The sequence below is a fragment of the Bradyrhizobium sp. CB1015 genome, assembly GCF_025200925.1.
In the GTDB taxonomy this organism is placed as follows: Bacteria; Pseudomonadota; Alphaproteobacteria; order Rhizobiales; family Xanthobacteraceae; genus Bradyrhizobium.
Window position 1 is genome coordinate 2,560,550 of record NZ_CP104174.1, and the last position, 13,000, is coordinate 2,573,549.

Below are 13,000 nucleotides of genomic sequence, written 5' to 3' on the forward strand. Positions count from 1 at the left end.
GCGACGCAAATAGGTACACAAGTCACCTAATACATTGAAATTATTAAGACTTCTTTTCAGCTACTCTCCCGCGCAGAGAATGCAAGCAAAGACCGGAAGGGATCTGATTGAGATCCCAAAAGACGACGCCTCAGGCCGCCAGCCTCGGCTGGTGCTTTTCTGGATCTATGCCGGCAGGTGCAGGCGCGGCGACGATGCGTCGCAACTCGGCTGCCAAGCCATTCAGCACCGCGCGCTTTTCCTTCATCCGCTTGGAGTGATTGTAGACCCTGCCCGTGACCGTCGGCACAATCTGCTCGGACTTCTTACCTGCGGCGTGGTCGAGGCACTTCGCGATCCACGCGTCATCGAACCCGAGGTCACCGGCCAGCGTCGCTGCCGTCCGGCGCAGGTCGTGGGGCGTGAACGGCTTGAGGCCGAGCAGCTCGCACAGCCCGGCGGTTTTGGTCTTGTCTTTGTTCTTTTCGTTTAGGGTGCCGCGCAGCGCGTCCGCCATCGCCTTGCGGTGGATCGGCTGGTCCTTGTACATCGGGCTCTCGAACACGAACTGCTGATCATCCGAGGTGAGCGCCTCCTTGATGATCTCAACGGCCAGATCAGATAGCGGCTGCTGGATCACCCGCCTCTTCTTGACCCGCTTGAGGGGCACGTCGAAGCGCGGATGCTCGCCGTCGAGGTCGAACAGCTCATCCCGATGCGCGCCGAGCAGTTCACGAGACCGCAGCATGGTGACCAGCTCGAATTTGAGCGCGAGCCGGGTTCGGCGGTCATAAGGGAGGTCATCACGGTCCAGCCCATGCCAGAAGATTCGGATCTCGTCCTCGGAGAGGACGCGGGTGCGGGGATGCTCAGGGTCGAGTTTCGGTAGGTTGACGCAGGGGCTGGCCGTCACATAGTCGCGGCCGGCCTCCGATGCCCAGTTGAACAGGCCGGAGCCCGCCTTGCGCATATGGCGCGCGTTGCTGACCGAGGGCTTGCCGAACTTGCCCGCGACGATATCGTTCGAGAGCGTCGCGATGTCGTGCTTGGTGACCTCCATGGCCAGCTTCTTGCCGAGGCGGGGACGAATAAAGCGGTTGAGGTGGCTGGCCGTGTTCTCCCAGCTTTCCAGCCGGGGCCGCATCTCGCCATCCGGCTTTTTGACGGGCGTCTTCATCCACGCGATGCGCTCGTCGATGATCTCGGCGACGGTCTTGCCGCGCTTGGCCTTCGCGGCTTTCTGGTCGCGGAAGGTCTCGGCGAGGGCGTCGCCCCCCATGGCCTTCAGGCCGTAGACCTTGCTGCGGGCGTCCTCGACCGTGAAGCTCTCGGGATTGTAGACGCCGAGCCAGCCGGTGCGCTGCTTGCCGGTCCGCCGGTCGGTGAACTTGAAGGAGAAGGTCGCGACGCCGGCCGTGGTGATGCTGACGTAGAGGCCAGGGCATTTGCGGTCATAGAATTTGGTCCGCTTGGCGACCCGCTTCTCACACAGCCGGTCGGTCAGAATGACGCTGCTGTTGCGGCCCCGCTTGCCGGCGGGGGAGGGGACAATGGTAGTATCCATGTGGTTTCGGCTCCTAAGGCTTGGGACCAAAGGGCTCGGCTCTTAAGGCTTTCAGTTTGTCGTGCGGACGCTGAAAGGCTTAGGGCCGGGCCCTTATTTTGGTGAAGCCCGCTGAAACAGCCCGCATCAGGCTAATCAAAAGCCGCTTGTTTTAAAGGGTTTTCTTAGTTTCGGCGTGTTTCACCAAGTGCCAAAATATAGACGTGTGGTCCTGGCCGTCGTTGCTACGGTCAAGCTCTTGCGGAGGCGGCAGTCGCGTCAACCGGCGCGGGCGCCGGTGAATTCCGCGGGGGCGAGGGAGGCCAGAAGGAACTCGGCTCCCGGGAGAGCGCGGCATAAGCCGTCCGACCATCGCGCAGGGAAGGCCGAGTGATCGGCACCACCTGTATGCTGCTGTGCGGCTTCTTCTGCGCGTGCATTTTGCGCAGCAGACCGCGGGTGCGAGGTCAGCACCCGGCCTTCCCTGCGCCCTTGTGCCCCCGAAATCTGGCAGGATGTGGCAACGGGCGGTTGGATCAGAACCGCCCGTTGCCGGAACTGAGCCCGTTGCGCCCAAAGGCGACAGAGCCTGCTAAAGAGCAAGGGACAGCTCCGGTGTCTTCCTCAACCCGAACAGTTGCAAGGGCTGCGAGCCCGTACCAGGCAAGGAAGGGAGTGGATGATGACACAAGACGATCTGGTTGTCGTCGGCATCGATGTCGCCAAAGACAAGATTGATGCGTGCATTCGGGCCGTAACGGAGCGGAAGACTTGCCCAACAACCGCGGCGGGGCGACGGAGCTTGATTGCATGGCTTCGCAAGCATCGGGTCGGCAAGGCAGTGATGGAGGCAAGCGGCGGCTACGAGCGGGTATGGGCCAAGGCGTTGCGCCAAGCAGGGCTGGAAGTACGGATCGTCGATCCCAAACGGGTTCGCCATTTTGCGGAATCGGCGGGACGCCTTGCGAAAAACGACAAGATCGACGCGGAGATGATCTCCTGGTTCGCCGAGACATTCAGCGAGGCTCCCAGCCAAGTCGACAATCCCGCTCACGAGGAGATGAAGGCACTGGTGAGGGGACGCCAAGGCCTGATTGACGTCAGGGCTCGCCTGGAAATGCAGAAGGAGCATGAAGCGCCGGCCCTTGTTCGGAAGGCTCGCGCGCGTCTTCTTAAGAAGCTAGCTGACGAAATCGCCGCGCTCGATACCGCGATCGCGGCGACGATCAAGACAACGCCGGACTTTGCCAAACGCGCCGAGATCATCCAGAGCGTACCAGGCTTTGCTGAGGGGACCGCAATGGCGCTGCTTGGAGGACTACCGGAGCTGGGGCAGGTGAGCGATGAAGTTGCCGCCGCGTTGGTGGGCGTTGCTCCTTATGACGACGATAGCGGCAAACGTCGAGGTGAACGCTGCATCAAGGGTGGCCGCCGCTGGGTGCGAAATGCCCTTTACATGCCCTGCGTCGGCGCCGCGACGCTGAACAATCCGGTGTTCAAGGCCTTCTATGAACGCCTGATTGCCAAGGGCAAGCCGCCAAAGATCGCGATCGTCGCCTGCATACGCAAGCTGATCATCATCCTCAACACCATGATCGCTCGCGGCGAGACGTGGGATCCGAAAAGATACAGGGTGGCTTGACGAGCGCGTCTATCTCGCGCTCGGACTTCGGCCGAGCGCATGCCCAGCCCAAAGACCGGCGTGCAGACGGGGTCAAGGCCGTCAGCCGCCGAAGGCGGGGGTGCGCCAGCACCAGCCTTGAGCCCGTCTGATCGCCGGTCTACTCCGACCCCAGTTGCTCTTGGCTTTGAGAGGGTTGGAGTGACCAGGCAAAGCTCGGGCGACATGCGCCGCGAGAATGCGGCGCTGCGTCCGGCATTTGGGATCAAGGCTGAGCGGCGAATGGCAAGTGTGTTTGGGCCGACCGCGGCGCGCCGCCGCATCTGCCTGATGTTGAAGCCCTGCCCCACCGGGGAACCGCCGAGCTTTGTTCGCCGTTTGCATCCCGAAGCATGGGTGAGCCGCGATGAAATGGATGCTGGTGGTTCTGGTCGGTGGCGTGACGCCCGTCAACACCGACCTGGTGTTTGACAAGTTCGCCGATTGCCTTGCGGCGGAAGAGCAGATGCGCAAGCACTATGCTGATGCTTTCGATGCCTGGGACAAGTGGGCGGCGATGAACATCGAGCGGCGTCGCGACTATTCGAAAGCCCGCGATGCGCAAGCCAAGCGCTTGTTGAGCAATATCGGGACGTGCGTGCCTCATGGCGACGGCGCCGTCGTGAAGCCGGAGGCCAGCCCTTCACCGACGCCTTCGCCCAAGCCTAGCCCCTGACAAGCCCAGCCCATGACAAGCCAGCGAAGCGACCGCGAGCTCCGCGGCCGCACTCGGGAAGCAGCCGACCGGTTCTGTGATCACCATCACAGGTGTGGCCGCCTTCCTGTGTGTATACTGCCGGTTCGGAAGCAGGGTGGCGACCATGCGGAATCGGATTGCACTGGTTTTCAGTTTTATTTTTTTCACGTCTCTGGCAGCCGCTGATCGTGCGGCCGCAGATGACCGGACAATCTGCGCGCAGCGCGGCCAGGAAGACCGCATCGCCGCGTGCTCGCGACTGATCGCAAAGAGCGGCGGGCGCGACGCCATGGCGTTCGACCATCGCGGTGCCGAATATGGCGACAAGGGCGACTACGATCGCGCCATCTCCGATTTCAGCGAGGCCATCCGCATCGATCCGAAATACGCGCTGGCCTGGCAGCATCGCGGCGCCGCCCTGCTTCGCCGGAACGAGGTGGATCGGGCCATCGCCGACCTGACCCAGGCGATCCGGCTCGATGCAAACAATCTGAACGCCTTGAACGACCGCGGCATGGCCTATGCCGCTGCAGGTGATTCCGAGCGCGCGCTTTCGGATTACAACGCAGCGATCCGCATCAATCCGAGGTTCAAATTCGCCTACTTCAATCGAGGGCGGCTCTATGCCGGCAAGGGCGACCACACAAGGGCGATCGCCGAATACTCCGAGGTCATTCGCATTGACCCGACCTACGGTTATGCGTTCAACAATCGCGGACTGTCCTATCGGGACACCGGCCAGTCCGAGCGTGCCCTGGCCGATTTCAGCGAGGCGATCCGGCTTTTGCCGAGGACGACGCTGGCCTACAACAACCGCGGCGACATCCATCTCCTTCAAGGCAGGTACGATCAAGCCCTCGCCGATTTCAATGAGTCGTTGCGCAATGATCCGCAACATCAGAGCGCGCTGGTCAACCGCGGAATGGTGTTCGAGAAGCTTGGCGAGGTCGCAAAGGCCCGCGCCGACTTCAACGCAGCTCTGGCTGCCCCGCAGAAGTACGACAGCGCGAAATGGTCGATGGACAAGGCGCGCGAACGCCTCGCCGCGCTGGACGATACGTCCATCAAGACCGTTCCCGCCACCACCACGTCGGTCATCGCGCTGCCGGGACCGTCAAGTAGAAATGACAGGCGCATCGCGCTCGTGGTCGGAAACTCCGCTTATGAGAATGTCGCAGCGCTCGCCAATCCGGCGCGCGATGCGGCGCTCGTCGCCGAAACGCTCAAGCTTACCGGATTCGATTCCGTCACGCTGCTGACCGATCTGCGCAAGGATGCGTTGACCGCGGCGCTGCGCGACTTTGCAAGGCAGGCGGAAATCGCCGACTGGGCGATGGTATATTACGCCGGTCACGGCATGGAGGTCGGCGGCGTCAACTATCTGATCCCGATCGACGCGAAGATCGCCTCCGACCGCGACGTCAGCTTCGAAGCCGTGGCGCTGGACCAGGTGTTGAACGCGGCGGAACGCGCCAAGCGGCTGCGCCTCATCGTCCTCGATGCCTGCCGCGACAATCCCTTCGCGAACCAGATGAAGCGCACCATGACGCTGGCGTCGCGTTCGGTGGCGCGCGGCCTTGCGGCGATCGAGCCCGAGGCGGGCACGCTGGTGGTGTATGCCGCCAAGGACGGTGAGATGGCGCTCGACGGAGAGGGCAGGAACAGCCCGTTCGCCACGGCGTTCGTCAACAATATGCGCAAGCCCGGTCTCGAGGTGCGTCGGCTGTTCGACGTCGTGCGTGACGACGTCATGGAGGCGACCAATCGTGCACAAAAGCCGTTCAGCTACGGATCGGTCTCGGGCCGGCAGGATTTTTACTTCGTTGCCGGGAAATGAGACGCAAGGCTTTGGCTGTCTCCCGGACGCCGAATTTCATCCGTTGTGGGTCATTTAGCCTTCCTCTATTGGCCGCTTCCCGGACTGGGGGCCGGACGGGCTGGAACTCGTGGGCGCGTCGGTCGTTGCTTGGCCGCGGCATTTAGCAAGCGAGTAGGAGAGCACGTGAACCGACGCCAGCTTGTTCAAGGGTCGGCAGTGCTGCCGGCTTTGCTGCTTGCTTCCCGACACAGCCTGGCCACCCCATCGGATGCGTTCGGGCCGTCCACGGTGAGGGACTTGGCGCGGATGCTGGCGGGCAAATCGTACGAGGCGCCGGACGAGAAGCTCCCGAGCGGATTGAAGGACCTGGACTACGATCAGTATCGTTCGATCCGCTTTTTGCCCGAGCGGGCGCTCTGGCGCGGCAAGAATCTTCCGTTCGAGGCGCAGTTCTTCCACCGCGGCTTCTTCTACAAGAACAGGGTGAACGTCTTCGAGGTCGTGGACGGAAGGGCGTCCGAGCTCAAGTACCGCAAGGCGGACTTCTCCTTCGGCGAGAAGGTCCCGCCGTTCGAGGACATCGATCTCGGGTTCGCGGGCTTCCGCATCCATGCGCCGATGAACCGCCCCGATTATTACGACGAGGTCTGCGTCTTCTTAGGGGCGAGCTATTTCCGCGCCGTGGCCAAGGGGCAGACGTACGGGCTCTCCGCCCGGGGGCTCTCGATCGATACGGGCGAAGCCAAGGGCGAGGAATTTCCGCTCTTCAAGACCTTCTGGCTCGAGCGGCCGGCGCCGGGTGCGACATCGCTGGTGATTCATGCTCTGCTCGACAGCAAGAGTTGCGCCGCGAGCTACCGGTTCACGGTGCGGCCAGGGGACACGACGGTCTTCGACGTCGAAATGTCGGTCTACCCCCGCGTCGAGATGCCGCGGGCCGGGCTCGCGCCCATGACCAGCATGTTCTTCTACGGTCCGAACGACCGCAACGACATCGACGATTTTCGTCCGTCGGTCCACGATTCCGATGGCCTTGCGATCTTCAACGGGAAGAGCGAAAGCCTGTGGCGGCCGCTCAGCAATCCCCGCGATCTCCAGATCAGCACTTTTCAGGATCTCAATCCGCGTGGCTTCGGGCTGATGCAGCGGGAGAGAAATTTCTTCGCCTACCAGGACATCGAATCCAGCTTTGAAAGACGCCCAAGTCTCTGGATGGAGCCGATCGGGGATTGGGGCGAGGGCGGCGTCACGCTGTTCGAGATCCCGACCAAGGAGGAGGTCCACGACAACATCGCCGCATTCTGGCGGCCGAAAAACCCGCTGCAGGCCAAGGGCGAACACAACTACACCTATCGGCTGCATTGGGGACCGGATAGCCCGAAGCCGCATTCGCTGGCCAGATTCACGCGAAGCGGGATCGGGGCGAGGGGCGAGGATGTGCGCCTGTTCGTGCTCGATCTGCTCGGCGACAACCTCAAGGGCATCGATCCTGCCGCTGTCAAAGGCGTCGTGACGGCGGAAAAGTCCGAAGTGAAGAACATCGTCACGCAGCCCAATCCCCACACCGGTGGGTGGCGGTTGAGCTTCCAGTGCCGGGTGAAAAGCGAGCCGATCGAGCTGCGGGCGTTTCTGGCAGAAGGCGACAAGCCCTTGTCGGAAATCTGGGTCTACCGATGGGCACCCTGAGCACGGCACCGCGGCCGATTGCCGGCGATATCGCGACCCAGCGCCTGCTGCCGCCGGAGGCCCCCCTTCCGATGGCTCCCGGCGACCTCGGAAAAAACCGTGTACCCGACCGCATTCCTGCGCCGGTTGCCTCCGCAATGGCCTGGCGGCGCGGCCTCATCCTCCTCTCGACGGCGGCGCTCACGGCGGGCGGTGGATATGAGATGTATCGCGTGCTGCAGGTCGGCGGCGTCACCGTTCTTGAAGCCATGGTGCTGGCGCTCTTCCTGGTCCTGCTCGCCTGGGTCGCCTTTTCGTTCGCCTCCGCGCTGGCCGGCTTCTTCGTGCTGCTCGCCCATCGTCCGGGTGCCTTCGCGCCGGAGGCGGAGCTGCCTGCGATCGCAAGCCGCACCGCCATGCTGCTTCCCACCTACAACGAAGACCCTCATCGATTGACGGCGCGGCTTCGCGCGATCATCGAATCCTTGGAGACGACCTCGCAAGGAAAGCTGTTCGACTGGTACGTTCTGAGCGACAGCACCGATCCGGACATCTGGGTCGCCGAGGAAAAAGCGCTCCTCGCGCTGCGACAGGCGGTGGGGACGCCACGGCTGTACTATCGCCACCGAGCCGAGAATACGGCGCGCAAAGCCGGGAACATCTCCGAGTGGATCACGCGGTTCGGCAGCGCGCACGACTTCATGATCGTGCTCGATGCCGACAGTCTCATGAGCGGGCAGACTATCGTCCGACTGGTCCATGCCATGGAAAGCAATCCGAGCGCCGGGCTCGTCCAGACGCTCCCCATGGTCGTCAACGCGCGAAGCCTGTTCAGCCGGGTCCAGCAATTCGCAAGCCGCCTCTACGGACCGGTGATCGCCGCCGGCGTCGCCTGGTGGCACGGCTCCGAAGGCAATTACTGGGGCCACAACGCGATCATCCGGGTGAAGGCGTTCGCGGAATCGGCCGCGCTGCCGCAGCTGCGCGGGCGCAAGCCATTCGGCGGGCACATCCTGAGCCACGATTTCGTCGAGGCTGCGCTGATGCGGCGCGCCGGGTGGGGCATCTACATGCTGCCGACGCTCGGCGGAAGCTACGAAGAGGTGCCGCCTTCGCTGCTCGATTTTGCGGCGCGCGACCGGCGCTGGTGCCAGGGCAATCTTCAGCATCTGGCTGTCGTGCCGGCGCGTGGTCTCCACTGGGTGTCGCGTCTGCATTTGATAGTGGGGATAGGGGCATATCTGACGGCACCCCTCTGGCTGCTGTTCCTCTTGCTGGGGATGCTGATCTCGTTGCAGGCCCGCTTCGTGCGTCCGGAGTATTTTCCGAAGGGTTTCTCGTTGTTTCCGACGTGGCCGGCCCAGGATCCCGTGCTCGCCATCTGGGTGTTCGTCGCCACGATGGGGTTGCTGCTGTTGCCGAAGCTGCTCAGCCTCGTCCTCGTTTGGACGCGGGTCTCGGTGAGACGCCAGTTCGGCGGTGCGTTGCGTGCTTCGGCCGGAGTTTTGGCAGAGATCATCGTATCCGCGCTGATGGCGCCGATGATGATGATCTTTCAGTCGATCGCGGTGGTCGAAATTCTGGCCGGCCGCGATGCCGGCTGGCAGACGCAGAGGCGCGACGACGGCACGGTGGAGCGCCGCGAGCTCTATCGGAAGTACGGCATTCCAACCCTGTGCGGCGTTGCAATGGCCGCAAGCGCCTACGCCGTCTCGTTGCCCCTTCTGCTTTGGATGTCGCCGGTCATCGTTGGGCTGCTGTTCGCCGTTCCCATAGGCGCGCTGACCGCCATGCCCGTCTCCGGAAGATTGTTCGTCACTCCCGAAGAACGAGAGCCGCCTCCCGTCCTGCGGCGAGCGAACGAACTCAGCGCGTCGGCGGACGTAGCGGGCAACGGTGCGTTGCTGGAGCTGCGCCAAGACCCCGCGCTCCTGGCCTTCCACCTCGCGCAGCTGCCGCCTCCTCGCCCCACCAGGCCCGACACGGTCGACGCCAACCTGGCGGTCGGACGTGCCAAGGTCGATGCCAGCGAGACTTTCGAGGAGGCCGCAGAGCATCTGTCCTCGCGGGAGATCTTCTCGATCTTGAACGACGGTCCGGCGCTCTCCACCGTGTTGCAGAAGCCATGAGGTTTCGGCCTGGATCTGTCCTGCGGCCCGGTTGAAGCTTTCTCTCGTTGCGTAGTCCGGTATTGTTCTCTCTCTTGATGGCCGGCATCCTCGGACCAATTATGCGGAAAAGTGGTCCGGAGCGTTGGGAGGTGTGGGCAACATGTTCAAATTGCCGACCATCGCTCAGCCGTGCGCGCCCGAATTGATCGTCGCTCGCACGATCGAGGCATTCGCCCCAAAACGTCCAAGGCAGAAGGAAGCATTCGATGAAGATGATCAAAGGGCCTGCGATATTCCTCGCTCAGTTCGCTGCCGACGCGGCGCCGTTCAACTCGCTCGATGCGATGTGCGGATGGGCCGCATCCCTGGGCTACAAGGGGATTCAGATTCCGAGTTGGGATGGGCGGCTCTTCGATCTACAGAAGGCTTCGGAGTCTCAGGCCTATGCCGACGAGATGAAGGGCATTGCGGCTCGTCACGGCCTTTCCATCACCGAGCTTTCGACCCATCTGCAAGGCCAGCTCGTCGCGGTTCACCCGGCCTATGACGCGGCATTCGACGGCTTCGCCGTGCCGGACGTGCGTGGCAACGCCAAGGCCCGCACGGAATGGGCTGTCGATCAGGTCAAGCGCGCCATCCTGGCGTCCAGGCGGCTCGGGTTGACTGCCCAGGCGACGTTCTCCGGCGCACTTGCCTGGCCCTATGTCTATCCCTGGCCGCAGCGTCCCGCCGGTCTGATCGAGACCGCCTTCGACGAACTCGCCAGGCGCTGGCGGCCCATTCTCGACTATGCCGACGAGCACGGTGTCGATCTCGCCTATGAGATCCATCCCGGTGAGGACCTCCACGACGGTGTCTCCTACGAAATGTTCCTCGAGCGGGTGAACAACCATCCGCGCGCGAACCTGCTCTACGACCCCTCGCACTTCGTGCTGCAACAGCTCGACTATCTCGACTACATCGACATCTACCATCAGCGCATCAAGGCGTTTCACGTCAAGGACGCCGAGTTCAATCCGACCGGCCGCCAGGGCGTCTATGGCGGGTTCCAGAGCTGGGTCGAGCGTGCTGGCCGCTTCCGTTCGCCCGGCGATGGCCAGGTCGATTTCGGCGCCATCTTCTCCAAGCTCACGCAATACGACTACGACAGCTGGGCGGTGCTCGAGTGGGAGTGTGCCCTGAAACATCCCGAGCAAGGCGCGGCCGAGGGCGCCGAGTTCATCCGAAGCCACATCATCCGGGTGACAGAGAAGGCCTTCGACGATTTCGCGGGCAGCGGCACTGACGCGGCTGCCAACCGCAAGATGCTCGGCATCTCCTGAAGAGAGGGTGCAACATGGCTATCGAAGCAAGCAATGAAACCGGCGGCCATCGTCGTATCCGTCTGGGGATGGTCGGCGGTGGCCAAGGTGCCTTCATCGGTGCCGTCCACCGCGTTGCCGCTCGCATCGACGACCAGTTCGAACTGGTGGCCGGCGCGCTCGCGTCGGATCCGGTTCGAGCCAAAGCCTCTGCAAAGGAGCTCGGCATCGCTGACGGCCGCGCCTATGGCTCTTTCGAGGAAATGGCGCGGGCTGAAGCGGCGAGAGCGGATGGCATCGAGGCGGTCTCGATCGTGACACCCAATCACATGCACAGCCCGGTCGCGAAAGCTTTCCTCGAAGCCGGCATCCACGTCATCTGCGACAAGCCGCTGACGACGACACTTGCCGAGGCCGAGGAACTGGTGGCGCTGGTCAGGAAGACGGGCAGGATCTTCGTCGTCACGCACAATTACACCGGCTATCCCATGGTCCGGCAAGCGCGCGCCATGATCGCGAATGGCGATCTCGGCGAGATCCGTCTGGTCAAGGTCGAGTATCTGCAGGATTGGCTGACCGAGCCATTGGAAACCACCGGCCAGAAGCAGGCGGCATGGCGCACGGACCCGGCCCGGTCCGGAGCCGGCGGATGTATCGGCGACATCGGCACCCACGCCTACAATCTGGCGTGCTTCGTCACCGGGCTCGAACTCGACGAATTGCTCGCGCAATTGTCGACCTTCGTCGAGGGGCGGCGGCTCGATGATGATGTCCAGATCCTCCTCAAGTGGAAGGGCGGCGCCAAGGGCATGCTGTGGGCGAGCCAGGTCGCCGTCGGCAATGAGAACGGACTCACGCTGCGCGTTTACGGCAGCAAAGGCGGGCTCGAATGGGCGCAGGAGAATCCGAACCATCTCTGGTTCACGCCGTACGGCCGGCCGAAACAGCTCCTGACGCGCGGCGGGACCGGCACATTGGCCGACGCCGCCCGCGTTAGCCGCATCCCCTCAGGCCACCCTGAGGGCTACCTCGAAGGTTTCGCGACGATCTATGCCGAAGCAGCGCGCGCCATTCGCGCAGCAGCGGCCGGTGAAAAGCCGGATCCTGAGGTCGTCTTCCCGACGGTCGAGGATGGCCTTGCAGGAGTGCAGTTCATCGATGCTGCGGTGAAGTCATCAGCGGGCAACGGCGTCTGGGTTCGGATGACGTGACTGCCCACGTGTATCCGACATCGGCGCAATGCTGGGTGGAAAGGCATGCATGCCCGGGACAAGCCCGGCCGTCCGGCACGGTCAGACGCGTAGGAACTCTTGCACGTGGTCGAAGCTTGACTCCGCGGGCCAGCCTCGCCGCCGATCGCTGGCCTGCACGGCCCCGCCTCCAAGCCCCCCATACCCCCCAGGGTGGGGCCGTGCTTCCAAGCAGGAGGTGCAATTGTCCGAGCCGACCGAGCAAGAGATCAGAGAACGCGCACACCAATTGTGGGAGCAGGCGGGCAAGCCCGAAGGGCGCGAGCAGGAATTTTGGCACGCGGCGGAACAGGAACTGCGCAACGAGGACAAGTCGAACACGCTGCGGACGCCGGATACGCTGTGACCAACAAGACCTGCCCATTCTGCCAGGGTCTCGGATGGGTCTGCGAAAACCATCCGCTCCGGGTCTGGAGCGAGAAGCTCGGCGGCTGCCGCTGCGGCGAGGGCATGCCCTGCACCTGCAACACGACTGAGGACCCCGAAATCAGAGTGGTGATCGTCGAAGCCGATACGACGTGGCACTAGCGGCGCCGGCTGCTTCGGTTCAAGTGATGCTGCGAAGCTGGTCACTTCCGAAAGCGCTGCACCTCAGGGAACGGACCATCCGGGAAGCGAATTTAGTGTCCGCACGGGTCCGACAACGTTCCTTTCCCACGGCAGTTTCGGCGGTGGACGAGCAGAAGAAGCTAGAGCACCAGATCGAACTCGCAACGCGAGCGGCCTCGCTCGTCAAGGACGAAACGACCGGACAACGCTTCAGGACCTTCGCGGAGGAACTAAAACGAAAGCTGCTTCGCATGATCCGCCGTGGCAGGGTGCGCACACGCGCATATGAGCTCTGGGAGCAGGCCGGCCGTCCCAGCGATCGGGAGCTGGACTTCTGGCTCGAAGCCGAGCGGCAGATCGAGGATGAACGCGAGGAGCGAAAGGGCGGGGGTGGTTCATAGCCAGGCGCCATCCGCGCCCGCTGCA

General features: G+C 63.2%; 11 protein-coding genes. 10 read left to right on the forward strand and 1 reads right to left on the reverse strand.

Annotation, left to right across the window (positions count from 1 at the left end):
• Nucleotides 1–130 precede the first annotated feature (130 nt).
• Nucleotides 131–1,543 (reverse strand): site-specific integrase, encoded by a 1,413-nt coding sequence (locus tag N2604_RS11600; RefSeq protein ID WP_172786790.1) that lies wholly within the window; start codon nucleotides 1,541–1,543, stop codon nucleotides 131–133.
• A gap of 616 nt (nucleotides 1,544–2,159) precedes the next feature.
• Between N2604_RS11600 and N2604_RS11605 the strand changes: the two genes are divergently transcribed.
• The 10 genes from N2604_RS11605 to N2604_RS11650 all read left to right on the forward strand — a co-directional run bounded on the left by N2604_RS11605 (nucleotide 2,160) and on the right by N2604_RS11650 (nucleotide 12,975).
• Nucleotides 2,160–3,164, forward strand: a complete 1,005-nt coding sequence (locus N2604_RS11605; RefSeq protein WP_260371175.1) for an IS110 family transposase — start codon at nucleotides 2,160–2,162, stop codon at nucleotides 3,162–3,164.
• A gap of 394 nt (nucleotides 3,165–3,558) precedes the next feature.
• The gene (locus tag N2604_RS11610) at nucleotides 3,559–3,858 is read left to right on the forward strand and encodes a hypothetical protein (RefSeq protein WP_260374783.1); all 300 of its coding nucleotides are present in this window, start codon (nucleotides 3,559–3,561) and stop codon (nucleotides 3,856–3,858) included.
• Nucleotides 3,859–4,168: 310 nt separating this feature from the next.
• Complete coding sequence (locus N2604_RS11615; protein WP_260374784.1) at nucleotides 4,169–5,716, forward strand: tetratricopeptide repeat protein; 1,548 nt, start codon at nucleotides 4,169–4,171, stop codon at nucleotides 5,714–5,716.
• Nucleotides 5,717–5,881: 165 nt separating this feature from the next.
• Nucleotides 5,882–7,384 (forward strand): glucan biosynthesis protein G, encoded by a 1,503-nt coding sequence (locus N2604_RS11620; RefSeq protein ID WP_260374785.1) that lies wholly within the window; start codon nucleotides 5,882–5,884, stop codon nucleotides 7,382–7,384.
• The gene (gene mdoH / locus N2604_RS11625; RefSeq protein WP_260374786.1) at nucleotides 7,372–9,492 is read left to right on the forward strand and encodes a glucans biosynthesis glucosyltransferase MdoH; all 2,121 of its coding nucleotides are present in this window, start codon (nucleotides 7,372–7,374) and stop codon (nucleotides 9,490–9,492) included. Before N2604_RS11620 ends, mdoH begins: the two co-directional genes overlap by 13 nt.
• Before the next feature lie 248 nt (nucleotides 9,493–9,740).
• Nucleotides 9,741–10,796 (forward strand): sugar phosphate isomerase/epimerase, encoded by a 1,056-nt coding sequence (locus N2604_RS11630; protein ID WP_260374787.1) that lies wholly within the window; start codon nucleotides 9,741–9,743, stop codon nucleotides 10,794–10,796.
• 14 nt (nucleotides 10,797–10,810) lie between these two features.
• Nucleotides 10,811–11,986, forward strand: a complete 1,176-nt coding sequence (locus N2604_RS11635; RefSeq protein ID WP_260374788.1) for a Gfo/Idh/MocA family protein — start codon at nucleotides 10,811–10,813, stop codon at nucleotides 11,984–11,986.
• A gap of 223 nt (nucleotides 11,987–12,209) precedes the next feature.
• Nucleotides 12,210–12,371 carry a DUF2934 domain-containing protein gene (locus N2604_RS11640; RefSeq protein WP_260374789.1) on the forward strand — a complete coding sequence of 54 codons (162 nt, stop codon included), beginning with the start codon at nucleotides 12,210–12,212 and terminating at the stop codon, nucleotides 12,369–12,371.
• Nucleotides 12,368–12,553 (forward strand): hypothetical protein, encoded by a 186-nt coding sequence (locus N2604_RS11645; RefSeq protein WP_212254414.1) that lies wholly within the window; start codon nucleotides 12,368–12,370, stop codon nucleotides 12,551–12,553. The genes N2604_RS11640 and N2604_RS11645 overlap by 4 nt, the downstream gene beginning before the upstream one ends.
• Before the next feature lie 143 nt (nucleotides 12,554–12,696).
• On the forward strand, nucleotides 12,697–12,975 hold the full coding sequence (locus tag N2604_RS11650; protein WP_260374790.1) for a DUF2934 domain-containing protein: 279 nt from the start codon (nucleotides 12,697–12,699) through the stop codon (nucleotides 12,973–12,975).
• Nucleotides 12,976–13,000: the final 25 nt, after the last annotated feature.